This is a genomic window from Grimontia celer, assembly GCF_900055185.1.
Lineage (GTDB): Bacteria > Pseudomonadota > Gammaproteobacteria > Enterobacterales > Vibrionaceae > Enterovibrio > Enterovibrio celer.
On record NZ_FIZX01000002.1, the window covers coordinates 1,054,756 to 1,079,543 of the forward strand.

The window sequence follows — 24,788 nt, forward strand, 5'->3', positions numbered from 1 at the left end:
AATGAAAAAGAAAGGATAATTCGACAATTAACGTGGCTTCTGCCCAACATTTATCTTTGTAGATACGATTCGATAAACGCGGGGTAACAAGCGCACTAAGATTTGGTAACGAGCTTTTTGTCGATGAAGTTTTTCAACGCTGGCAGAGAACCTTTCAATAGCCTTCCTCTTACCATCATGTACCAGCCCTTTTCATCTTCAGGGCTGTCATTCATGATTTGAATGCCTTTGTATTCTTCTGTCTTCTTTTCTTTAGGCGCATTGAATTCCTGTTTGTCGAACTCGTCCGGCATGCAGACAACATTGGTTTCGCACCACCAATCGATTGACTGTTTGATGCCAAGTAAAGTGCCAGTAACACGCTTTCCACCTAAGCGTGCGCTGTATTCTTGTGTCTTTTCATCAGCCAGCTCGATATTGTATCCACGATGATATAAGCGCTTTCTCATCGACTCTCTCCTCTTGGAGCAAAATCCAAGCGCTTGCTACCTCTTTGTAGAACCCGTCTTGGATACAAATTAAAGAATGATATAAAACAAACTACGTATCACTATGTAAATTAGACCAATTTAACAGTCTTAGCCAAATCTCCGGCATTTTTGAGACCGTAAAAGTAGGCGATATATGAATAGGTTATGTGATCGACGTTGCTTCCAACACCTAGGATTGGATGTGATAATAACAAGCAGAAACTATAGTTATAGTGCATTAAATAAATGAAAAAAATTGAACCTATCACTGACCCAAACGCTATAAAACGTAGTATTACGCTGTTTAAACAAGGGGATGTATCTCTTGATGAATGGCATGCGCTCACCCAAGGGCTTTACAGCAAAAATTCCTTGTTGAGTTTCCAAAATGATTGGCAGGTTTTCGTCGATTACTGTCGGGAAGTCAACGTGTCTCCCCTACCTGCTGCCGTGACAGCAGTTCGTCGATTTGTGGAAGCTAAAGCCACAACCCGGAAAGCCTCTAGTATTAAGCGCTATATCATCACTGTATCTATGATGCATCGAATACACAGCCAATCCGACCCTACACGTCACAGAGAAGTTCGCTTTACGCTTAACAAGCTATATCAGGAGAAAGCAGATGAAGCAGGTCAGGCAAATGCATTCCACTATCATCATCTTCAGTCACTTCACACCAAACTCTGCACCAGTGACCGCTTGAAAGACATCAGAGATTTGTTGATCTGGACGCTCTGTTTCGAATGCATGCTAAAGCGCAGTGAGTTGGCAACTATCCAATTTGAAGACCTAGCCCAAATGGAAGATAGTTTCACTCTTCACATTGCGGATAACGTCATGGAGCTTTCTTCGGAAGCCTCAGCTTTGGTTGAACAATGGTTTGAAATGACTGCCATGTCGGAAGGCCCGTTGCTACGTCGTATCAATAAACACCAACAGCTTGGTGAAGCACCTATGGATCATTCTTCAATTTATCGCGTATTTCGTCGTGCTGCAGAGGAGTTGGGCGTTCAGGGCACCCTGACTTTCTCTGGCCAATCGCCGCGTGTAGGTGCCAGTCAGGATTTGTCAGACTCTGGTTTGACAATAAAAGAAATTCAGCAACAAGGAAGATGGAAAAGCCCCGCTATGCCAGCCCAGTATGTGGGAAATAAACAGGCAAGAGACGAGGCTATGGATAAGTTCAAACGTAAGCTGGATAAGGATTAGGAACTTTTGGCTCTAGCCGACGTTAACCCCTGAGCGAATGCAGCTCGCCAAATACTCAGAGAACGTATGACCATTGTGCTCAACGAGTTTGGGGAACATTGAAATCGGCGTCATACCTGGGAAGGTGTTGATTTCGTTCAACAGGACTTCACCTTCAGGTGTTAGGAAGAAATCGATGCGTGACAGATCTTTCAGCTTAAGGTGAACAAACGCTTTCTCTGCATACTCGCGCATTTTTTCTACCTGCTCTTCCGTCAGGTTCTCTGGTTCAACGGTCGTTTGACTGTGACTACCTGCGCTGTATTTCTCGTCATAGGTATAGAAAGTGTCTTCAGGACAAGCAATCTCTCCAGGTCGAGTGACAACTACCTGACCATCGTAATGGTACGCAGCAATTTCCAGTTCACGTGGGCGAACAGCTTTCTCAACCAACACTTGGTTTGAATAGCCAAACGCATCTTCAACGGATTCGCGCACGGATTCTTTATCCGTCACTTTATAGCAGCCAACGGATGAGCCCTGGCACGCTGCTTTCACAAAAATCGCACCCCAGCGCTCGAAAGCCTCTTCTGCTTTTTGAATGCTGTCTTCGTTGTTGTCTGTCAGGAAAACGTAAGGCGTATTGGGAATACCAATGGCGTCAAACCAGAGTTTTGATGTGATTTTGTTGAAGCACACATTACTGGCTGAAGAATCACAACCCATGTAAGGGACACCCGCCAACTCAAACAAAGATTGGATGTCGCCGGTTTCCCCCGGAAATCCGTGAATACATGGCACGGCAAAATCAATATCGATAATGTCGTCACCGACTTTAAGTGTCTTATCCAAATTGAGGCGGCAATCTTGCCCATTGCTGTCTTTCCAGCCATCGCTTTTTGTCATTTCAACGCGAATAACTGAAACGGATGGCAGTTTCTTCAGTTCAGATTCCAGATAGTTCGCTGACACCATCGATACTTCATGTTCAGCGCTACCGCCACCACACAGCAACAATACTTGAGTTGGGTTCATGACCATTCCTACTTCGCCCTGATAAAACGCTCAGGGATAACAAAATCCAATTGCACAATCCGTGAGGCACCTACAATACCCAAACAACCTGAAAATGCTCGCAATCAGGTCGCTTGGGTATAGTAAACAAACACATTGGCGCTTTCACTTAATCGAACGCAAATAACTGGCAAATTTTGCGTGATCGCGCAAAAACCCGTCGTTACTTGCTTTAGAAGCCACCGCTTGCCTGAAGAATCGATACAACAAGCAAGAAAAAAGAGAGCCTTAGCTCTCTTTTCCTTAGATAAACCTGCTTAGTTCAATCGTTTAACTTCTGGTGTCGAAGACGATTTTATAGAGGCAAATGACCGGATAAACGGACCGTATTGTTTGATGTCGTTGGGTAAAGCTTTGAGTGCATTTTGTGCATCTGCTTTCGACTTAAACTCACCATAGAGCAAGGTGTACCATGGTAAGCCATCAACCATTTTCTTGTTTGACCAAACCGGCTTATCTGACGGCAATTTGTTCATGTATTCACTGAAGCCTTTGTTGTGACTCAGTGCGATGACCTGAATGGTGTAAGTTGAAGATGAAGTCGCAGACGGCTTCTTGGCTGGCTTAGGTGCCGGCTTCGGTTTCTTCTGCGCAGTCATAACTGGTTTAGGCGCTGGTGTTTTTGGTTTTTCTGCCGCAACAGGCTTAGGCATCGGCTTGGTCATCTCTGGTTTTGACACAGGTGCCATAGATTCAGTCACAGGCATCACTTCTTCTTCAGAAGATTGGGTCAAAATTTGAGTGGTGCTCGTACCCCCGGCACAACCGGCAAGCGCAAGAGTGAAAGCGATCGAAAGGATTTTCTTCATGAATATTCTACTTTTAGGAGCCACTGCCCTTATTCTGTACCTACCCCGCCATTCATTCAACTTAAACCAAGACCACTCTGATAAGTATCTGCCACATGTCACACATCATTTACTGGTTTCTGGCAATCTGACCGTGCTTTTAGCTACGGATCACAGCCAAGCTAACTGATTGAAACATCGTGGGGTGAAAAACAGTAAACTGTCTGTGGGTTACCAAGTCGGAGAGCGAAATGACCAGCCTGGATACGCTGTTTAAACCAAAATCAATTGCCGTTATCGGCGCTTCTGATACACAAGGACGTGCGGGTAACGTGATTATTCGCAACTTACAGTCAGGCGGTTTCCAAGGTCCCATCATGCCTGTCACGCCCAAATACCAGGCCGTTGCCGGGATCCTCGCTTATCCGACCATTGAAGCTTTACCTCTCATTCCTGATCTCGCGATTCTCTGCACACAAGCCTCACGCAATAGCGAACTGATTCGTCAATTAGGCGAAAAAGGTGTGAAGGTGGCGATTATTCTGGCGGCTGGCATGAAGAAAACCAAAGCCGAAGATGGTTGCAGTGAATTTGAAGTGATGAGAGGCATCGCCTCACAATATGCGATGCGGGTGATTGGTCCGAATAGTCTTGGCTTGATCTTGCCTTGGTTGAATCTGAATGCCTCTTTCTCTCCTATTCCGGCAAATCGAGGGAACATTGCATTCGTTTCTCAGTCCGCGGCGGTGTGTACCACTATTCTTGATTGGGCACGTAACCGCCGAATTGGGTTTTCCACCTTTATCTCTCTGGGCGAAGCCAGCGATATTGATTTCCCTGAACTGCTGGACTACTTGAGCCGGGAGAGTAAAACAGATGCCATCCTGCTTTATATCGACAATATTCAGGATGCCCGCGCATTCATTTCCGCAGCCAGAGCGGCATCCCGTAACCGTCGCGTTCTGGTTCTGAAAAGCGGACGTACACCCGAAGGCGCTTCTATCCTTCCTCATTTGCAGGAAAATGAAATTGGGCTAGATGGCGCTTATGACGCGGCTATTCGGCGCTCCGGTATGCTGCGAGTACGTACAACGCACGAGCTATTTGCAGCCGTAGAAACGCTGTCTCACTCCGTACCACTTCGTGGTGAGCGACTCGCGATAATTTCCAATGGAGGCGGCCCTGCAGTCATGGCGGTTGATACCTTGTTGGAAATGGGCGGCAAACTGGCCGTACTCAGCGAAGAAACCAAAGCGAAGCTTGATGCTATTCTCCCTACCAGCTGGTCGCAATCAAATCCTGTCGATATCGTGGGTGATGCAGACACTGAGCGCTACAAGAAAGTGACAGAAATTCTACTTGAGAGCGACGAAGCCGATGCACTGCTAATCCTTCACTCTCCTTCTGTGACTGCTCCTGGCTTAAAAACCGCAAAAGCACTAGCGGATATGCTGAAAAACTCACAGCGTGCCAAGCGCTTTAATATTCTGACCAATTGGCAAGGTGAAAGTGACGATGCCACCGTAGCTCGACTTGCTTTCGCTCATGCTGGCTTTCCTGCATATCGAACACCGGAAAGTGCCGTTACCGCATTCATGCACTTGGTTGAGTACCGGCGAAACCAGAAGCAACTGATGGAAACGCCGACTTCTATCGGTCAAATTGATTACGATGTAGAAGGCGGTAAAGCGTTAATCCAACAGGCTTTGGAAGAAAATCTGGGCACGCTGACCACCCATGAGGCACGACCATTTCTTTCGAAATACGGCATTAATGTGATGGCGACATGGTTAGCGTCTGATGCCTCTGAAGCCGCGCAGATCACGGAGCAGGTTGGCTACCCCGTTGCCGTTAAACTCCGCTCGCCCGACATCGCTCATAAGTCTGACGTTAACGGTGTGATGCTGGATTTAAACAACGCCACCGAAGTAGCGAATGCAGCGCAGCTGATGTTGAACCGAGTCAGCATGACCTACCCCACAGCACGTATCGAAGGACTGCAAATCCAAAGCATGGCAAACCGAGCAGGGTCGCAGGAACTTCGGGTTTGTGTGCGTCACGACCCTGTTTTTGGCCCTGTCATTTTGCTGGGAGAAGGCGGTTCAGAATGGGATGTGAACCGTGATGCTGCCGTTGCCATTCCGCCCCTCAACATGGCCCTTGCACGTTACTTGGTGATTGGTGCGATCAAAAGTGGAAAGCTTCGCCAACGCGGCCATCCCTACAATTTGGATGTGAACGCGCTATGCCATTTCCTTGTGACACTGTCACAGATTTTAATTGATTTTCCTGAAATCACTGAGCTGGATATTCACCCTTTGCTGGTAACGGGCGACAGCTTCACAGTGCTGGATGCATCTATTCAACTCAGCCCGTTTGAAGGTGATGCTAATACCCGATTGGCGATTCGTCCTTATCCTAAAGAGATGGAAGAGCGCGCTGAATTGAAAGATGGTAGAGCGATTTTACTGCGCCCAATCCTGCCTGAAGACGAGCCTAACCATAAATCATTCATCGAGCATGTATCGGTAGAAGACCTCTATAAGCGCTTCTTCTCAGATGTTGGTGAGTTAAACCATGAAGCATTGGCGAATCTAACCCAGATTGATTACGACCGCGAGATGGCTTTTGTGGCTGTTCATCGATTGGAAGACGGTTCTGATGAAATACTCGGCGTTGTGCGAGCCCTTGCCAACCCACAGCACACAGATGCAGAGTTTGCGGTGTTAGTTCGTTCGGATCTTAAAGGTATGGGACTTGGCAGAATTCTGATGGAGAAAATCATCAGCTATGGTCGAGTAAGTGGTCTTAAGCGCTTTAATGGCATGACCATGCCTTCAAACTCAGGGATGATTGCTCTGGCACAAAAAGTCGGGTTCGCTATCGATGTGCAGTTACAGGACGGCATCGTTGAAATGGACATGACGCTCTAACCTAAAGCGCACCACTAAAATGCGATCAAAAAAGCCGCTGTATGCGGCTTTTTGCTGTTCAATGCCTGTCGAATCAAGCAGCAGGTAAGGTGTAATCCACCACAATGATGTCTTCAATATGCGGTACAAACACTTCCTTCAACGCATCATGCTCTGGGTGGAATAAATAGCTCTGGCGTCCCTCTTCATTAGCAAAGGTCATAAAGACAATATGGGTGTAGCCTTCATTTTTGCCTTCTGGGCTGTCATTTTCGCCCCACTCTACAGAGACAACCCCTTCGACACGGTCAGTCATCGACATAAATTCTTCGCGAATTTCTTCAAAATCCGCTTCATTGGACGTCGGTTTGAATTTTACCAGCAGTACGTGTCTGATCATTGCTTGCTCCGTGCAGCGCTTAAGGTGAATGTAAAATGATCCGCCACATTACCGGACCAATGTCTTTATCCTACTTTCTCTTGAGGAATCGGCTGAATCACTTTTAGTAATCGCGGAATTTCACGAATCATCCAACTTTTCGCATTCCCCATACGATTGCGTTTCCACGCCATCACCCAATAAAGTTTGTAAGCCTCGCTACCCTCAATGATTTTTAAACGACCTTCTTCGATATCTTTGCTCACCCACCAATCCGGCATGGTCCCGATACCATAGCCATCAAGAATTGCATGGTATTTCTCTGTCATAGAGGAAACGGTCAAACGGGGTTGTTCATCAAGGATATTGAAAGTATATGTCTTCGCATTCCGTGCTGAGTCCGCCACAGAAATACTGCGGTATAAACGGCGTACATCAGCATCATAAGGATTAGCATGGCGATGGATGGGATGGTTCGCAGCTGCAACCCAATAGCCATCAGAGAAACCAATTTCCTGCATTTTAATACCTGGAGGCGCTGCAGGCGGCTTGGGACTAATCAAGATATCTGTGCGATCTTCTTCTAGTGATTCCCACGCACCGGCCAGAATCTCCTCTTGAAGACGAACGCGCGTGCTGGCTTCTCTGCCCAGCTTGTCCACCAGCGGAAAGAAATGGCGGGCGGTCAACAACCCATCAAACGCGATGGTAATGTCTAACTCCCAACCGTGGGCCAGCGATTTTGCATCTGCCACCAGCTCGTCGCCGGCGTTTATCAGAACACGTCCCCTTTCCAGCAGCAGTTTTCCAGCGTCTGTAAAAATAGCTTTGTGGCCTGAGCGATCAAAAATCACCAGATCCAAATCCTGCTCAAGCTTTTGAACTTGATAGCTTAATGATGAAGGGGCTCGGTTTAAAGAATCTGCCGCGGCGGCAAAGCTTCCTTTGCGGTCAATGGCGTCCAGCACCTGAAGAGCTTCGAAAGATAGCATGGGTTTTATCGTTCCTTGTTCTTATTCCAAAGCCATTTTTGATGTTGTTTCGGGCTTAGGTAAGTATATGACCCGATTAGAGACGTTTTATATTCGTTTCGGGATGCACCAAAAAATATGACTGTTGCAAATGTGTCACAATCAACTGATAGAAAACAGAAAAATCTATAAGTTCAATAAAACCGTGATGTACACACCTCGCCGCGCCTAAAACGCTTATGGCTAGAACAAAAATTTAACCACTATGGGTCAACAGACCCTAGGCTTAAGAAAGAGGTGATTATGAAGTTAGACCGTATTGAGATTTCCGGTTTCAGAGGCATTCGACGCCTTTCTCTTAGTCTTGATGAGCTCACCGTACTCATCGGTGAAAATGCTTGGGGTAAAAGTTCACTGCTAGACGCCCTTTCACTTTGCTTGCCATCTTCCGGCGAACATTACGATTTTGTCCGCTCCGATTTCCATATCGACTATACCTTGGGCAACGCCCAAACCAACCAAATCCAGATCATCTTCCGTTGGGTCGAGACCTTCTCTGGTGAACACAGAGCTAGGCGATATCGTCCGTTCAATGAAGTTTGGAATGGCAGTGATGACAAAGGTTTGCGTCGACTCGATTTTCATATCAACGCGCTTCATGTCGATGGAAAAATTGCGGTAACGCGTGATTTCCTTGATAAAGACGGTGCCATCATCGAAACACCGAACAGTGAAAGTCTGGCGCTCAAGCTCATCCTTCTGCACCCAATCATTCGTATTCAGGATGCACGTCGCTTACGTGACAGCGAAATGGATTTGAACGGCAATAAAACACGGTTGGAAAAACGGTTGGAGAATACGGTCAAGCGACTTCAACAAAAACCCGGTCATGTGAATAAAGGCGAGGTGCGCAGTGGTGTAAAAGCGATGCGTACGCTTCTCGACCACTATTTTGCTTTTGATAGTCACAACCGTTCACCCGCAGAGATAGAGCCATCAAGGCACCTGAACATGCGCGCTAATTACGTGCATCCGTTAGAGATAGTCGCTAACAATACGTCGAATCATAGTCGCCTGCTGCTGATGGGCTTGCTGAGTACGTTTGTTCGGGCTCGCGGACCTAAGCAACTCAAAGCTAACGCCCGACCTATTGTGATCTTCGAAGATCCGGAAAGTAGGCTGCATCCAACCTTGCTCAACCAAGCTTGGCGACTCATCAGTTTAATGCCTATGCAGAAAATTCTGACCACCAACAGTGGTGATTTGCTTTCTGCCGTTCCCCTCAACAGCATTCGGCGATTAGAGCGTGGTGCCACGCAAACCGATTCGCATCAAGTGCCGCCAAACCGCCTTAGCAAAGACGAAGAACGCCGGGTGTCATTCCATGTCAGATTCCATCGTCCAAGCGCCCTATTCGCCCGTTGTTGGCTGCTAGTGGAAGGTGAAACAGAAGTTTGGCTGTTTAACGAAATGGCGCGTATTCAGGGTTATGATCTCGCTGCAGAAGGTGTTCAACTGATCGAATTTGCACAAAGCGGACTTAAACCCCTTATTAAGCTGGCGATTGCGTTGGGTATTGAATGGCATGTTATTGCAGATGGCGATATGGCAGGCCAGAAATACGCCCATACGGCTCGCAGTAAGCTTGATGGAGAGAAAGAGAAGCACCGCCTTACTGTGCTTCCAGACAGAGACATAGAACATTACCTGTTTAACCACGGATACGAACCACTGTTCCGGGAAATGGCGCACATTGAAGGTAATACCTACATTGCCCCCAAGAAAATCATTGCGCGCGCACTAAAAAAATATGCGAAGCCAGATGCTGCCTTGGCTATCATTGAATATACAGAGCGGCATTTGGAAGATGATATCCCACTGCTACTGCGGTGGATCGTGCAGCGGGTAGTGAGTATGGCTAGAGGAGCAGGTTAATCCTGTTTTTCAAAGAAGATTGATATTTTACCGACCTCCACGCCGAATTTTTTCATTGAGGTCAGATTGAAAGCGCGTTTTTCATCCTGACGGTAAAGCCAGTCATCAAGTGTCAGCACATAAGTACTGTCGCCCACTTCTACGCTGAGGTCGTAAATCCAGTTAAGAGCATTGCCTGACTCACTTCCCTTCGCTGTGCCGACAACGTCGCCTGCTGTTCCCTCATAACTTCCGTCTTCAAGGCGCGTTATCGTCCAAATGCGTTTTTGCTTCTCACCGTCATCGAAGATAAAGTCTTCGTCTAAGGTGATCTGATCGCCATCCACGGTGCCAATTATACTGACTTCGAAACGCCTGGTTTGCTTACCGGTATAATCCTGAACCATTCCCCAAGCCAAGGTTTCCCCTTCAAAATATTCAAACAGATTAAAATTGGGGCTTGTCGCTTTATAGTCTTCCAGCGAAGCTGAACACCCGACTAATGCGGTCATCAATGCAAAAGCAGCGATAAGTTTTTTCACTCAGGGTTTCCTCCAATTAGAGCTAGACGAAGTGATGGGTAGGCGGTTGCAGGCGAAAGCCAGATTGCGGAGAACGCATTAGCAATATCCGCGTTTATCAGTTTCCCGTAAGGCGATGCCTTCCCCTGATTTGGCTGATAGAAGAACTGCCCTTGGTCTGCCGACAAAACATAAATAAGTCGGTCCCCTTCTTTCACATCAGGCCATGCGTTTTGCATCTGAGGAAGCCACTCCTGAGTTTGTTGTTCGCTAAACCCAAGATGCAGCCATTGGTCTACGGTTGCATCGAGTAAATCGTCTGCATCAATGTCACGGCTGTATGTGATGACCAGAGCTAATGGGTCGCCGGAAGCAGGTTCAAACTTACCTGAGGGAGTTCTTAGTTCACTGTCATAGATCTTCCAGAACCCCCAAGTGAGAGATGCGGCGCCAACAGGTTTCCACCAAACCCAATCGTCTTGGGTTTGCGCACTTGTGGGGCTGGCTGTGATTGGTGCGGACAGCGTGAACGCGATGACTAATGAAGAGAAAAGGGCCGCTATTCTTTTTCGGCCAGCGACTTTTCTGTCATAGAAAGATGTGGTTTTGGACATGTCTCCCCCTTCCTTGAAAGACGCTTTAAGATGACCAAGAAAACGACACTGTAGATAAACCAAGCAGCAGCAAGGACAAGTGCAGTGTTGACAAGCGTCATAGTGAACTCAACCGCGCCAAGTCGCTCTCCTCCTAAGTAGCTCCCTGCACCGCCGACAGCACCAACAATGGCTAGTAGCCAGAGCGGCTTTTCCATCAGCCAATCACGAACCAGCCAGATGTACGTCGCAAACCCAGCCCAAAGGACCCCAAGCCATAAAGGCATATAAGAAGTATCGAAATTCAGCACTTGTAGATGAGTTAATACGCTGTCCCCTGCTACACCGATCAGCGTAAAAAGTGGCGTTGCAAACAACACACCTCTATCGAGCAACACAGCACCGATAAGGGCAAGCACCAGGAAAGGAAGCATGCTGTTTTGACCCAGCACAGCAGCAAACCAGTAAGCATTGAACGCCAGTGATATCAAGACAATCCGCATACTTCCTCCTTACTCATATTGGGATTATTCGCGCCAATCTGGACGGCTTAGCACTAACTGAACCGTGCTGATGGTGCGTTCGCGAAAGCCACCTTCGCAGTAGCAAAAGTAGTAACGCCAGAGTCGTGCGAAACGCTCGTCATACCCCAGATCCGCAAGCTCAGTGAGGTTGTCGTTAAAACGTTGATGCCATTCTTCGAGCGTTTTGGCGTAATCAAGACCGATGTCTTTCAGATCTCTCACTACCAAGTCACTCTTGAGGGTGAACTGGTCCAGAAGCACGCTGACTGAGGGTAAAAAACCGCCTGGGAAAATGTGCTTTTGAATAAAGTCGACGTTACTGCTGTAGTGCTCGTAGCGCTGGTCAGCAATAGTTATCGCCTGAATCGCCATCAAACCATTTGGTTTTAAAAGCGATTCGCATTTCTTGATATACGTGGTCAGAAATTGTTTACCTACCGCTTCAATCATTTCGATCGAAACAAGCTTGTCGTACTGCCCTTGGAGATCACGATAATCTTCCTTCAACAAGGTAATTTTATCGGTCAGCCCTTCCTGCTCTACACGGCTTTTTGCCCACTCATACTGTTCGTTGGAGATTGTCGTTGTCGTCACACGACAGCCATAATGCTTTGCAGCATGAATCGCCATACCGCCCCAACCCGTGCCGATCTCAATCAGGTGATCGGATGGGCTAAGCTTCAGCTGTCTACACAGACGGTCCATCTTAAGAAACTGCGCACGCTCTAGGGTGTCGGTATCACTTTCATAGATACCACTCGAATAGAGCATCTCCTGATCAAGGAACCGTTCATAAAGATCGTTTCCAAGGTCATAGTGCGCGGAAATGTTAGAACGCGAGTTTTCTTTTGTGTTTCGGTTTTTCCAGTGACCAATCTTGGTAGCAATGTTGGCAAGCCAGCCCACTTTACTTTCCAAACGATCAAGCGCTGGCAGGTTTCGGCAAACTGCGCGAATGACTGCGGTTAGGTCCGGAGAGTCCCACCAACCATCGATATACGCCTCAGCTGCGCCAATACTGCCGCCTGTCAGCACACGACGGTAAAATCCTGGGTGGCGGATAATCACTTCTGCATGAAGATCAGCGTTAGGATCACCCAGCTTTTGAGTCTGCCCGTCGAAATCGACCAAGGTCAACGAAGCGCCTTCAAGGTAGTCAAACGTGGAAACCAACATGCTTCTCGCGAAGGTATCCTTCTTCGTGACTGGCCAGGCTGATGATTCGATATTGCTTGAATACATAATTACTCCTTTGCCTGTTCAGGATGACCGTAAAATGGCGCGCCTTTTATCCAGAGTTTTAGCGATTGCCAGTAGATCGAAAACACGACCTTTACCGTCATCACGGGCGTTTTTACGATAAGTTTGGTGAGCTCAGAGGAAGTAAACGGGTTCTTCTTCATAGCAAGCGTTGCATCGAACTCTCTGCCTTCCCGATGTGTTTCGAGATGGACAAAAGCCGTCTTGTCGACAGGACGCAGCTTCCAAACGTACTTTTGATCGATTGGATTAAAGGGAGAAACATGGAATGCTTTGTTGTTTTCCCAATGTTTACCAGCTGGAACGGCATAATAATGCCGTTGATTCCAAGGCGTATTGCTGACCTCTGCAAGCATGTAAGTCCAATTGCCTTCATCGTCGTAGAGGTAATAGAAATTCACGGGACTGAAATACAGACCAAAGTAACGCAGGTGACAAAGCGCCAGTACCTTTCCGTTATAACGTTTCCCCGTCAGTGCAAAAATCTTATCCTGTACCGCTTGCTTGGTGTCTTCGCGACCTTCCATATAGTCAGGTCTGTGGAACGAAGCCATTCCCCACTTTTTGGTAGTGAAACCTCTGACAGATTTGGTGAGTTCATCGACTTCATCCAAGTCAATCAATGGCATAAACATAGGATAAGAAAACACATGTTCTACGGGCGTGAAGCGGCGGTGACGGACACTGCCGACAAATAGGCCACTGAGTGAGTCGCCGTTCATGACGCGCTCCGAAGTGGCATTGGCTCAACGTTGCTGTTGATACCCGCGACAACGTCAAGCGCGCTACGAACACCGTCTTCGTGGAAACCGTTGTACCAGTATGCACCGCAGAACCAGGTATTATTGATGCCCGATACCAGTTCACGCTTCTTCTGTGCAGCGATACATTTTTGGTCGAACACTGGGTGTGCATAAACGAATTTTCTCAGTACCTTGGACTCGTCGATGCTGTCTGTTTGATTGAGTGTTACGCAGAACGTTTCAGGCGACTTGATGCCCTGAAGAATGTTCATGTTGTAAGTCAGCGCTGCTGGTCGAGATTCTCGGCCATCGTTTTTGCCCAGATGGTAGTTCCAGCTCGCCCAAGCGGCCTTGCGCTCTGGCAGCATTTTCTCATCCGTATGCAAAACAACATCGTTGTCTTGGTAATCGATATCTCCCAGCACCTCAGTTTCGTGTTTAGAGGGGTCAGCCAACAGCGAAAGCGCTTGGTCACTGTGGCAAGCAAAAATCACCTTATCGAAATACTCTTCGCCCTTCTCAGACTCCACCACAACGCGGTCGTGGTAACGAAGAACCTGTTTAACTCGGGCGTTAAGACGAATGCAATCTTCAAATGCTGGCACCATCTTACGGACGTACTGGCGAGAGCCGCCCGGAATGACATACCATTGCGGACGGTTTGCCACTTCAAGCAAGCCGTGGTTGGCAAAAAAGCGAAGGAAAAACTTCAACGGGAATGCACGCATGTCTGACAGCGTAGAAGACCAGATTGCAGCGCCCATTGGCAGGATGTAGTTCTGGCAAAAATAATCGCTGAACTTGCGACGCGTGAGGAAATCACCCAATGTCTGCTCGATAAGCGGATCACCATGGGTTGAAACGGCATAAGCCTCACGTGCTTCTTTGTTGAATCGAAGAATTTCCGAGATGAACTTGTAGAACTTTGGGTTAAGCAGGTTTCGCTTCTGTGCAAACAAAGAAGCAACACTGTGGCCGTTGTATTCCAAGCCATTATCGTCGTTGTGAACACTGAAACTCATTTCAGTTTCTTGCGCGCCAATGCCGATGTCAGCCATCAGACGCTGAAAGTTCGGGTACGTGCGGTCATTGAAAACGATGAATCCTGTATCGATAGCATACTGACCACTGGCAACTTCAACATCCACCGTGGCAGTATGACCACCGATGTAGTCGTTGTATTCAAACAACGTGATGTCATGCTCTTTATGCAGATAGTGCGCACATGTCAGGCCTGAAATACCTGAGCCGATAATTGCAATTTTCATTATGCTTTCCTTGTTATTTTTCTTACCAGCGCGAGTTGCATTGCCATAGGCAGTGAGGATAGGAACTTGAGGAAGTAACTGAACCTCTTGGGGAAGTGCACTTCCACTTTCTTTTTATCTAAGCCCTGTCGAATTGCTGAAGACGCCTCTTCTGGCGTCACCAGCATCGGCATAGCGAAATCATTTTTATCAGTGAGTGGCGTTTTGACAAAGCCCGGAGAAATAAGTGACACGGTCACCCCTTTACTTTCTAAATCAACCGAAAGTGAACGTGCCAGGTACGAGATTGCCGCCTTTGAAGCGCCATAAGCTTCTGCCCTTGGCAAGCCCAAGTAAGCAGCAGTAGAGCCCATTAGAGCCAAGTGTGTTCCATGCTGAAACCCACCTTGGAGAGCTTCAATACAGTTCAAAACACCAAACAGGTTGATGTCGAAAACGCGTTTGAACAGGGAGACATCAATCTCGCCGTGGTCAATATACTCACAGGTGCCAGCGTTCAGAATAACTAAGTCGTAGGCCATATCTTCTTGCACTAATGCCGCTTTCGTCGCCTCAGTATCTGTGGCGTCGAAACTTAACACTGTGACGTTGTCACGGCCTTCCGCCCAGGATTGTAAGGTCAGCACATTGCGACCACAGGCTGTGACGTGCCAGCCTTCAGCAGAATAATCCTTCGCCAGTTGCAGACCGATACCTGATGTTGCACCTGTAATGAGTACCCGCTTCATTGACCCAACCTCTTTTTAATCATTCGAACGGCTGAGCCCAATACGGGAAGCGCTTCATAAAGCATTTCGCCAAGGTCAAAATAGTCGCGATGAAGAACCACGCGCCCTTCTTTGAGCACGAGACGCGTGCAACCGTTGACCGCCCTTTCTGCACCGCCTTCTAGCTTTGGATGGGACAGCGTCATCGTCCAACTAATAAAAGCGACGTCTCCATTCACCGCATGGTCATGAATGTTGAAGCGACAATCAGTAACGTTGGTGTACATGGATTCGAAGTAACGAGAGAGATTGTCATACCCCTCGATGCGATGAGCTGGGTCTTCAAACACGACATCTTCGCTGTATATTTCATCCAGCGTGTTCAAGTTGTCCTTGCGCAGCGACGTGTAGACGGTAATGAAACGGTCCAATGCGTCATTTTGAGATGTGGCTGCTGTTTGCATCATGATTCGGCCCTATGCGTGTTCTGATAGCTCTTTGCCATCTCGAACATTTGGATGGCTTTTTCCCTCGCCGTTTTGTGGTCAACAACCGGTTTGGGATAGGAGAGCTCTATTCCGTTTTTCTCTGCCCAAACATGGGGTTCGTGAAGTGACTTGTCCGGAACAGACTCTAATTCTTTCAACCATCTACGAATGAAACGCACGTTAGGATCAAATTTCTTACTCTGCGCAGTGGGATTAAACACACGAAAATAAGGTTGGGCATCAGTGCCTACAGATGCAGACCACTGCCATCCGCCATTATTTGCTGCAAAATCACCATCAATCAGCTTGCACATAAAATACTGCTCGCCCCACCGCCAATCGATGTGAAGGTCTTTCACCAAGAAGCTGGCGACTATCATACGAAGGCGGTTGTGCATCCAGCCGGTATCATTCAACTGACGCATGGCGGCATCTACGATTGGATAGCCAGTTCGCCCCTGTTTCCAACGTTCAAACAAGATCTCGTCGCGGTTCCATTCAATGGAGTCTGTCCATTCAAGGAACGCCTTGCCCTTGCTGATATCAACGTACGCAGCAACGATATGTTGGTAGAACTCACGCCACACCAATTCAGAAAGCCAAACGTTGGCACCGCCTGAGCTTTTATCAAAGCAGTTAGGCTCTTCAACCAACAAACGAGCCAGACACTGACGCGGCGACACTGCACCAATAGCGAGATAAGGGGACAGTTGGCTGGTTGCTGGAATCGCCGGAAAATCACGTGTCGATTCATACTGATCAACGCGATATCTGCAGAAATCACGCAGTCTCTGAATGATGGCACTGTCGTCGATTGGCCACCCCACCGAGTCTCTTTGCGGGTACCGCAGAGAAATACTGAATGGCTGACGTAAAAGAGATGAAGTGATGGTATTGGTTTGCACGGGTTCAGGCGCACTTAGAGGAGATAAGTTTTCTTGCGTTGCGCGAGCAATCCAAGCCTTTTTGAAAGGCGTGAAAACCCGATATGTATTTCCAGCACCATTAGTGATGGCTCCAGGTGCAAAGATACACTTGTAGTCGAATCGATGAAGTAGCGTCCCCGTTAAACTGAGCATGCCAGCGATAGAGTTATCGCGGTTTACTTCATCAGACTCGTAATCCCTTGTGCAGTAGATATCGGCGATCTGGTATTGCTGGCAAAGCTGTGCCAGAGACTGGTTGACGTCTCTGAACGTGTCAACCGAACGAACCAACAAGGGAATGTTCAGCGCCTCCAGCTCTTGTTGAAGCACAACAAGGCGACGGCGAATGAGATCAGCCTGAATGGGTGCCATTCTATGTGAACGCCACTGAACCGGCGTTTCGTAATAAATAGCCATCACAGGTTCACCACTTCGACAGGCTTCCGTCAAAGCGATATTGTCTTTAATCCTGAGGTCTCTCCTGAACCAAACCAGCTTCATCCTCATGCTCCCTTACATGTTTTATTGCGTTCTGTTGGCAGCGCTGACGCTTGCCAAAGCAAGTTCTGGGTGAATCTTCGTTGATTCACCGGATATCTCTATCTCAATCGGAGCTGAAACCATCAGCTCAGCGATTTCTCGTCTCAAAGCCAGTGTGAAAGCCTGGTCAGAGTGAATCACAAATCGCTTCACACCTTTGTCTACCAGGCTGCTGCACAGGATAGATAAGCCTGACCCTACACCACCCAATGTTGTGACAGCGTAACCTTCAGACTGTAACAACAGTGCTTTAAGGTAAAAGCGATAGCTTTGATCTCGGCTGACGCTGACTATCCAGCATTTGTCTTTACCTTTTGCTTTCTTGTTCATGTGCAAGCAATGCACCAGCACGTTGTTTAACTCCGCGCGCCAAATTTGCGCGCACAAGACTCCAGCTTCTGAGCTTTGTTTATCGAACCAATCGGTTAACGGCTCAAACAATTTTGATTCGAGTACATGAATAGGATAATTTTTGGTGAGTTCATAAAGGCGCGCTTCTAATGCCTTCACGTCGAAACTCATCACAAGGGCCTTTAAATTTTCCCATTCGGGTAGATTCTGGACATTCTCAACATGCCCTGAGCTTGTTCCCAGTAACTCTTTGACTTGGCTTACAGGAACGCCTTTATCAAGCCAGGAAAGGATTTCCTGAATGTGTAAAACATCTTGTTCCGAGTAGAGTCGATGCCCTTTAGGTGTCCTCTGGGGAGTGATTAAGCCATAGCGACGTTGCCAGGCACGTAGGGTGACGGAATTCACCCCGGTGCGTTCTGACACTTCGCCTATGGATAGCAATTTTTCTTTAGAGTCCATAACGTAATCTCAGACTATCCGGATAAGGATGCAGGTAGCATTGTTGTTGCAGATAAGCATCCGGATTTTGGTTAAGGTGATGATTGATAAGCGTTAACGGTGCCAGAAGCGGCATCGTGCCTTTGCGGTAAGCATGGATTAAGTCAGCAAGCTCGGCTTTCTGTTGCTTATCGAGTGCGCGCTTGAAGTAGCCTTGGAGATGCATTAACACATTCGTGTTATTTTTGCGGGTGGCGCGTTTGGCAATGGCCTGCATAAAACGGGTACGGTACTCAGCGAAGAACTCGTCGATATCGTGATTTGCAATGTCGGCAACAAACTTTCCAAGCTCCTTATACTCGGTTGGACAATGTGCCATCAAAACAAGCTTGTAGCGTGAGTGGAATTCTACGATAGCGCGTCGGCTGATTCCCTCTGCCATTGAATCGTAGAAGTCACGCAATGCAAATATACGAAAGACAAAGTTTTCTTTGAGCACGGGATCATTGAGTCGACCATCTTCTTCTATTGGCAGCCAAGGCATGCGTTCCATCAGCTGCTGTGTGTAGAGACCAACGCCAATCTTCTCCGAAGCCACATATCCGTTTTCACGGTATACCTTCACTCGTTCCATACCGCAGGTTGGAGACTTAGCACAAACAACATAACCGCACAGTTCCATACCAGCTAAGTGTTCCGCTTTCTTCTTGCTGAACTCGACCATCTTCGCTGTATGGTCTGCGTCAGCATCTTTGGTCTCTACCAAACGCACCCCAATTGGCTCTCCACGGTCAAGCAGACGGATGGTAGGACGTGGAACAGGCAATCCGATGCTCACTTCCGGGCAAACGGGTACAAACTCTACGAAAGGCTCAAGCTCTGTCGCCACGAAGTGGCTGCGCTTATGTCCACTGTCAAAGCGAACTTTATCGCCAATTACACATGCGCTAACGCCAAGTTTGATAGTCATGATGCTGCTCCTTGTTGTACAGGTTTTATTATTTGTACAACTTAAGCATATGAAAGGATCACTCTTGTACAAATATTTTTTTATGTACAAGGTGATAAATTTGCGCAGTGCATAAAAAAACGCCCCTTCCAAGCTAGAAGAGGCGCTTATAAACGTGGCTTTCAGCGGTTAATCAGCAGCAGCGGACTGCTCTGCTTCAATTGCCAAATCAATTTGTTCTTCGAAGCCTTTTAAACGCTTGTAGATGGACATCAACTCAACAATTGTTGACCAAGAATTCACAAGAAACTGGAAAGAATCCTCAACCTTGCCAAATGCACGGATGATTTGCTGAAGCACACCCAGAGTGACAGCACCTGAGACGATGGTAGGTCCCAATGCAATGTATGGCACGATGACTGTTCCCTGCAGATACGACCACTTGGCGATATCAAAGTACAAGTAGTGGCGGTATAAGTTGAAGTAGTTACGTCTAACATTAAAGAAGAGCTCTTTTAGCGTTTCTGGTTCAGCACGGTCTTCATGGTCTTCACCGTATACCAATTCTTTGCGGTAAGCCGCTTCGACTTTTTGGTTCTTAAACTCCAATCCCGGCAGTTTTATCCCCACAATTGCCAGCAGCACAGTGCCAAACAACGCCGACAGAATTGCGATATAAACCAGTGAGCGTGAAACTTCACCAATCCAAGGTAATTCTGTGATGTTTTCACTAAGCACCCAAAGGATAGGGAGGAACGCAAAAAGTGTCATAATGGAGCGCATAAAACTGACACCCAGCGACTCAACAATGCGCGCAAAGCGCATGGTATCTTCCTGGATACGCTGAGATGCACCTTCGATATGGCGAATTTTGCTCCAGTGAGAGACATAGTAATCGTTCATCGCGGTCCGCCACCTAAACACGTAGTGGCGGATAAAGAATTCCAAGATTACGGCAACCACAATATAGATGGTTGCGATAGTCAGGAAATCGAGGCAGGAAGCAAGGAATTCATTGAACTCAACCGTATTTGGCTCTGCGAGCGCTTTTTGGATCAAGTTGTAAAACGAGCCGAACCATTCATTAATCTGAACATCCAGTTCCACTTTGTACCAGGTCACGTAGAGAATGAGTGCGGAGCCTAAAATCGACCAGTGAAACCAGCGTCTATCCAGAAAAAAAGATTTAAACATAAAAACACTTCCTAAAACTCTGTGTGACTCTTTGAGTGCCTAAACACTAAAGAGTTTCTCTCCCCTCGACCTAATCTGTCAGAGGTCAATAAAATGAACGTCTTTCCAAGCAGAATATTTCAAGTCTAGTCATTAGTCGGCTGATTTACGAAAAGATAAGAAATTGATCTAATTGATTATTCTATCACTTCAAAGGAAATTTATTGATTGAGTTCACACCTTGCCAAATTGTGTGATCTAAGTGAACAAATTGCGGCCGTTCAGACCGCAATCAGAAGAGGTTATTGAAGCGCCACGTTCTGAGTGTCAATAAGGTCATCGCTATCAACAAGCTTGCGGAACACCTCAAAAGGTACTGGATCTCCGAAATAGGAACCTTGCAACATCTCAACGCCCGACTTGATGAGATAGTCTGCTTGCACTTTGGTTTCGATGCCTTCCGCCACCACATGAAGTTTTGACTCACGTGCAAAAGCGAGGATTGAATCAAGAATGGTGTTTTTAAAGTCTTCCAAACCGATCCCGTCAACGAACATACGGTCAATCTTAATGGTGTCGATATTCAGGACATGAAGATAAGAAAAAGCGCCGTATCCAGTCCCGCAGTCGTCGAGCTTGATAGAGATACCTCTATCCGTTAGCGCTTCGATACATACGGCCGCTTTGTTCAAGTCACCAAATTTAGTGCGCTCTGTGATTTCAAGGGACAACAAGTGCGGATCTAAGCCTGCCTCCTCCATCTTGGTTAAGATTTTGTCTGCAGTATCAAATTTTTCGAGATAACTTGGAGAGACATTCACGCTGACGAAGAATCCCTGCGGGACACTGATATCGTTCATATGCGCTAAAACGTTATCTATCAGCTGATCAGTAATCCGGTCAATGGAGCCATTTTGCTCGGCGAGCGGGATGAAGGTGTCCGGCGGAATATATTCTCCGTGACTCGCCTGCCAACGAACCAACACTTCCGCTCCCACAATTTTATAGCCACTTCCGTCTGGCATAACGATGGGTTGATAAAACGGTTTAAGCGCGTTGGATTCAATAGCTTCATTTAATAAGCCAGTGAGACCTTTACGCTCTGATTGGTTGAGCTCTACCCCAACCGCGACTAATACGCCGAATAACGTCACTAAAGCTGAAAACAAAATGACTAGATCCCCGACAAGGTACTCAACCCCGTCCTCATTAATGTACAAGCTGACATTGATGTCACCATCAAGCTCTCCGCTATGAACCTGGCGATATGGCAAATCATTTCGCTGGTAAAGGGATATTTCCTTCCCATTCACCTTCACCACCATGTAAAGGCACTGCTCGCAGTTGGAAAGGAAATTGCGCGGCTGTTGAAATATGAAGCGGAGCAAGCCTTGCTCATTGCGAAGGCGCATCTCTTCAAACTGGTGGTCACTCAGAATCAACGAGACTTTGTTGAACACAATTTCGTCTTCCGGTGCAAAAGTGACCATTTCGCGACCGGCCTTATCACTATTGTAAATCGAGCAAGATCGACCGCTAGGTAGATGAAGGTCGACGTATTCAATGAAAAGGTTTTCGTTTTTTACCTCACTCATCAACTCAACATCATCAATGTCACACTGATAAAGCAGGTTTGCTTCGAGTACGCGCATCTGCTCAAAACTCTGGCGATAGAGTTCAGAGTAGAGCTGTGAGAGCACTGAAACGTCTTCCTTTATCTTTTTCTTAACCAGCCAGTTAGAAACGGCAAACTGAGAAAAGTAAGCAAAAAGAACAGAAACAAAAATAATTGATAGCGCTTTAATGTGTTTTCTGAGCCAATCCACCGCGGCTCCTGTTGAATCCCAAATCATTGCTTCTAAGGATAGGACAAATAGCAATGCGATCTTTGTAAAAATACGAGACTAATTCAAAATTAATCTCATCCCCTTGAATAGCGCCTACGATGCATCGTTTTGTTAGACAAACTATGAATTAATCCCTATTTTTCAGAAATAAAGCGGTTTCATGGCGTTTAATTCCACTGTTTAGATGATTGTGGTGGAATTCTCCATATCAACCGTCTTCAGCAGAAATCCCCCAGTAACCTTACTTTTTCTCCATTCTTCGACACTTTCACAAAGCTAAAGACATGACTCGCATTGACTAGGCGAGATCTCGCGTTTTAATGTCGACAACATTTTTCATTTTTGAGACGTAAAAAATTTCATTTTTCAAAGTATTTGAAACGACGCCGAGGTTTTGAATTTCTGGGATTTTTGTTCCAATCAGCGTTGCGATCTGGCGCATATGTCATAGACTTTTTTAAGAGACACATGACTCATATATAAGGTTTGAATTTGCCGTCAATACCGCCTCTTTCTGAGAACATCACCACCGCCGATTCCAATGCCCCAAGATTTTTATCACTGTTGGGCATCGTCGTGGTGTGCGTGGTTATCCTGATTTCGACTTTTACACTTTATAAAAGTGCCCTATCCCGACAGATAGATCTCCAAAACCAAATGTTAAGTGTGGAAGTAAACCGCGTTCAGAGAGCGATTGAAGTTAACTTGCAAAAAGAAGCCTATTTTCTTGTTTGGCTTGCCAATAACCTTCAGAACAAAGGCGAGATAAACGAAAACACCTGGCAAACAGCGACAACAGGGATCGAGCGGACCTTTCCATTTTTCTCAGGCGTCTATTGGCAAGACCAAGACCAGAAGGTTCTGTACACCACGCCGGCATACTTTGTTCCTAAACCTATGGAAAGCGCATGGCAAATTGCTCCATCCGTTAGATTTACCAGCATCCCTGTGCTTTCCAAACTCTCTACTTCAGATGTAAGAGTCGCACCCAATGGCGCTATTTCTATCGAAATGCTTCACCCTGTTTTCTTCGATGGTCGGGTCGCTGGTTATTTGGGTGCCAGCTATAACATCAAACAAATGATTGAGGCCATTTCGGTCGAGTTTCTCCGCCCTGAACAACAACTGGTGCTAAGCGATGGCGTCTCTCCATTTATTGGAGAGTTACCCGACTTCAGCGGTGCCATGTTGAACACTGTGGAACTCTCTTCACTCAATGGGCAATGGCAACTGACGGTTTGGCAGCGGCCTGAGTCTGATCAGGTGTACTTCTCTCTACCCATGCTGATTTTCCTTGCAGGACTCGTGGTGACGATACTTGTTGCTATTTCGCTTTATCTCCTTGAAGTCAATATTATTGGTCGTCGCGCAGAGTCGAAAACAGTCTACAAATTGAAGAAAGAGATCATTCAACGTCGTGAAGTGGAAGCTCAGCTTCAATTCACGGCTAACCATGATCCTCAAACCCATTTACCTAACCGTTTTGCGCTACAAACCTATCTCGACCGTGCCCTATGCTCGGAACAGGACATCGTGCTCATGTGTCTATCTTTGGATAAGCTGCGTGAGATTAATGATATGTATGGCCATGTGGTTGCGGACCAGTTGGTGTTCGAGGCGGCTAAACGTTTCAAAACCGTCCTGCCACCGCACGCTATTCTTGCCAGAACGAGCCATGATCAATTTATGGTCGCTTGCGCGGGTATGTCTCAGTTAGAAGCAGAAATGCAGGCCAACCAGCTGCGCATGTGCCTGGAAGAAGAGTTCTACATTGAAGACAACGACATTCTTACCAGTTGTGCTATTGGTATTGCCTACCGCTACAGTAATGACCTTCGCGCAGAAAATATGGTTCGCCATGCTGATACTGCCGCCAATAAAGCCCGAGCGCTGGGTAACCGGAAAGTCGTGGCCTACAACCAAACCATGCAGGATCAGCTTAATCACAAGAAAGAACTCGAACGCGCCATTCGCAAAGCAATAAACAACGACGAATTGGAGCTCTATTTTCAGCCTCAGGTCGATTTGCGCACGCGACAGATTGTTGGCGTTGAAGCACTGGTTAGATGGGAAGCGAAAAGTGGTGCCGCTATAAGTACAGATATCATTATCAAAACGGCAGAAGAAACCGGTTTAATGCAGCGACTGGGCCATTGGGTGGTGGATACCGCCCTCAAACACTACTCACACATGTTGGACGAGCGTTGCGCGCCCAAATGTATAGCTATCAATGTGTCTGGCCATGAGTTCCAGGACGGTTATCTGGCAGACTATGTCATTCGCTCCGTTACCCGTTACGACATTCCGCCTTCGCGCGTTCAGATTGAGCTGACAGAGCAAGTCTTCATTGAGAATCTTGAGCGTAACCAACACATACTGAACAGACTAACGACCTCCGGTATCAGCTTGGCGATCGATGACTTTGGCACAGGCTATTCATCGCTTGCTTATCTTAAACACTTCCCGGTCAATACAGTTAAAATTGATCGCGGTTTCATCAAAGATCTTCCACAGTCGAAAGATGACTTGGTGATATGTCAGGCCGTCGTCAGCATGGCAAACCTGTTGCAGCTAAAAGTGGTTGCGGAAGGCGTGGAAACGATTGATCAACAAGAATTACTGCGAAACATCGGATGTAACTTCGCACAAGGCCATTATTACTATGCGCCGATGACTGCGGAGCAGTTGATGATGGAGCTTAAGAAACAAAGAGCCGGGCGTTTATACCCGGCTTCTTAATTGACATGATTATCGCAAATTG

22 protein-coding genes are annotated in these 24,788 nt (G+C 47.0%); 4 read left to right on the plus strand and 18 right to left on the minus strand.

Features of this window, described 5'->3' with window-relative positions; all coding sequences use genetic code 11:
* Positions 1-95: 95 nt before the first annotated feature.
* On the minus strand, positions 96-449 hold the full coding sequence (locus tag GCE9029_RS14955) for a DUF3319 domain-containing protein (RefSeq protein ID WP_062664312.1): 354 nt from the start codon (positions 447-449) through the stop codon (positions 96-98).
* Between the two features lie 267 nt (positions 450-716).
* On the opposite strand from GCE9029_RS14955, the gene GCE9029_RS14960 reads away from it, so the two are divergent.
* A complete protein-coding gene (locus tag GCE9029_RS14960) occupies positions 717-1,679 on the plus strand; it encodes a tyrosine-type recombinase/integrase (RefSeq protein ID WP_062664314.1) in 963 nt (320 codons plus the stop codon).
* A 12-nt stretch (positions 1,680-1,691) separates the two neighbouring features.
* Here GCE9029_RS14960 and GCE9029_RS14965 read toward each other — a convergent pair whose 3' ends face one another.
* Together GCE9029_RS14965 and GCE9029_RS26350 are read right to left on the minus strand one after the other, a co-directional pair.
* A complete protein-coding gene (locus tag GCE9029_RS14965; RefSeq protein ID WP_062664316.1) occupies positions 1,692-2,693 on the minus strand; it encodes a D-alanine--D-alanine ligase in 1,002 nt (333 codons plus the stop codon).
* 296 nt (positions 2,694-2,989) lie between these two features.
* Complete coding sequence (locus tag GCE9029_RS26350) at positions 2,990-3,541, minus strand: SPOR domain-containing protein (RefSeq protein ID WP_063856895.1); 552 nt, start codon at positions 3,539-3,541, stop codon at positions 2,990-2,992.
* Positions 3,542-3,771: 230 nt separating this feature from the next.
* Here GCE9029_RS26350 and GCE9029_RS14975 point away from each other — a divergent pair, with 230 nt between their 5' ends.
* A complete protein-coding gene (locus GCE9029_RS14975; RefSeq protein ID WP_062664318.1) occupies positions 3,772-6,453 on the plus strand; it encodes a bifunctional acetate--CoA ligase family protein/GNAT family N-acetyltransferase in 2,682 nt (893 codons plus the stop codon).
* 73 nt (positions 6,454-6,526) lie between these two features.
* Here the strand turns inward: GCE9029_RS14975 and GCE9029_RS14980 are convergent, their stop codons facing one another.
* A complete protein-coding gene (locus tag GCE9029_RS14980) occupies positions 6,527-6,832 on the minus strand; it encodes a Dabb family protein (protein WP_062664320.1) in 306 nt (101 codons plus the stop codon).
* A gap of 65 nt (positions 6,833-6,897) precedes the next feature.
* The gene (locus GCE9029_RS14985; RefSeq protein WP_062664322.1) at positions 6,898-7,803 is read right to left on the minus strand and encodes a LysR family transcriptional regulator; all 906 of its coding nucleotides are present in this window, start codon (positions 7,801-7,803) and stop codon (positions 6,898-6,900) included.
* A 282-nt stretch (positions 7,804-8,085) separates the two neighbouring features.
* Here GCE9029_RS14985 and GCE9029_RS14990 point away from each other — a divergent pair, with 282 nt between their 5' ends.
* Positions 8,086-9,717 carry a DUF2813 domain-containing protein gene (locus GCE9029_RS14990; protein ID WP_062664324.1) on the plus strand — a complete coding sequence of 544 codons (1,632 nt, stop codon included), beginning with the start codon at positions 8,086-8,088 and terminating at the stop codon, positions 9,715-9,717.
* Here GCE9029_RS14990 and GCE9029_RS14995 read toward each other — a convergent pair.
* From GCE9029_RS14995 to GCE9029_RS15055, 13 genes are all read right to left on the minus strand, one after another.
* Entirely contained in the window at positions 9,714-10,208 is a 495-nt protein-coding gene (locus GCE9029_RS14995; RefSeq protein ID WP_062665692.1) for a DUF3833 domain-containing protein, read from the minus strand. The two genes, GCE9029_RS14990 and GCE9029_RS14995, sit on opposite strands and share 4 nt — an antisense overlap.
* Positions 10,209-10,234: 26 nt before the next feature.
* The gene (locus GCE9029_RS15000; protein WP_231870110.1) at positions 10,235-10,831 is read right to left on the minus strand and encodes a hypothetical protein; all 597 of its coding nucleotides are present in this window, start codon (positions 10,829-10,831) and stop codon (positions 10,235-10,237) included.
* Positions 10,777-11,313, minus strand: a complete 537-nt coding sequence (locus tag GCE9029_RS15005; RefSeq protein WP_062664325.1) for a DUF2878 domain-containing protein — start codon at positions 11,311-11,313, stop codon at positions 10,777-10,779. The genes GCE9029_RS15000 and GCE9029_RS15005 overlap by 55 nt, the downstream gene beginning before the upstream one ends.
* A gap of 24 nt (positions 11,314-11,337) precedes the next feature.
* Positions 11,338-12,576, minus strand: a complete 1,239-nt coding sequence (locus GCE9029_RS15010) for an SAM-dependent methyltransferase (protein ID WP_062664327.1) — start codon at positions 12,574-12,576, stop codon at positions 11,338-11,340.
* Positions 12,577-12,578: 2 nt separating this feature from the next.
* Positions 12,579-13,316 carry a DUF1365 domain-containing protein gene (locus GCE9029_RS15015; RefSeq protein WP_062664329.1) on the minus strand — a complete coding sequence of 246 codons (738 nt, stop codon included), beginning with the start codon at positions 13,314-13,316 and terminating at the stop codon, positions 12,579-12,581.
* Positions 13,313-14,605 carry an NAD(P)/FAD-dependent oxidoreductase gene (locus tag GCE9029_RS15020; RefSeq protein ID WP_062664331.1) on the minus strand — a complete coding sequence of 431 codons (1,293 nt, stop codon included), beginning with the start codon at positions 14,603-14,605 and terminating at the stop codon, positions 13,313-13,315. Before GCE9029_RS15020 ends, GCE9029_RS15015 begins: the two co-directional genes overlap by 4 nt.
* Positions 14,605-15,333, minus strand: coding sequence for an SDR family NAD(P)-dependent oxidoreductase (locus tag GCE9029_RS15025; RefSeq protein WP_062664333.1), 729 nt, complete (start codon positions 15,331-15,333; stop codon positions 14,605-14,607). The genes GCE9029_RS15020 and GCE9029_RS15025 overlap by 1 nt, the downstream gene beginning before the upstream one ends.
* Positions 15,330-15,779, minus strand: a complete 450-nt coding sequence (locus GCE9029_RS15030) for a nuclear transport factor 2 family protein (RefSeq protein WP_062664334.1) — start codon at positions 15,777-15,779, stop codon at positions 15,330-15,332. Before GCE9029_RS15030 ends, GCE9029_RS15025 begins: the two co-directional genes overlap by 4 nt.
* Positions 15,776-17,227 carry a deoxyribodipyrimidine photo-lyase gene (gene phrB / locus GCE9029_RS15035; RefSeq protein ID WP_062664335.1) on the minus strand — a complete coding sequence of 484 codons (1,452 nt, stop codon included), beginning with the start codon at positions 17,225-17,227 and terminating at the stop codon, positions 15,776-15,778. The genes GCE9029_RS15030 and phrB overlap by 4 nt, the downstream gene beginning before the upstream one ends.
* Positions 17,228-17,248: 21 nt before the next feature.
* On the minus strand, positions 17,249-18,079 hold the full coding sequence (locus GCE9029_RS15040) for a MerR family transcriptional regulator (RefSeq protein ID WP_062664336.1): 831 nt from the start codon (positions 18,077-18,079) through the stop codon (positions 17,249-17,251).
* The gene (locus GCE9029_RS15045; RefSeq protein ID WP_062664337.1) at positions 18,069-19,028 is read right to left on the minus strand and encodes a YbgA family protein; all 960 of its coding nucleotides are present in this window, start codon (positions 19,026-19,028) and stop codon (positions 18,069-18,071) included. Before GCE9029_RS15045 ends, GCE9029_RS15040 begins: the two co-directional genes overlap by 11 nt.
* A 168-nt stretch (positions 19,029-19,196) precedes the next feature.
* Entirely contained in the window at positions 19,197-20,201 is a 1,005-nt protein-coding gene (gene sbmA, locus GCE9029_RS15050) for a peptide antibiotic transporter SbmA (RefSeq protein ID WP_062664338.1), read from the minus strand.
* A 281-nt stretch (positions 20,202-20,482) separates the two neighbouring features.
* The gene (locus GCE9029_RS15055; RefSeq protein ID WP_062664339.1) at positions 20,483-22,006 is read right to left on the minus strand and encodes an EAL domain-containing protein; all 1,524 of its coding nucleotides are present in this window, start codon (positions 22,004-22,006) and stop codon (positions 20,483-20,485) included.
* 678 nt (positions 22,007-22,684) lie between these two features.
* On the opposite strand from GCE9029_RS15055, the gene GCE9029_RS15060 reads away from it, so the two are divergent.
* Complete coding sequence (locus tag GCE9029_RS15060; RefSeq protein WP_231870111.1) at positions 22,685-24,766, plus strand: putative bifunctional diguanylate cyclase/phosphodiesterase; 2,082 nt, start codon at positions 22,685-22,687, stop codon at positions 24,764-24,766.
* The last annotated feature ends 22 nt before the right edge of the window (positions 24,767-24,788 follow it).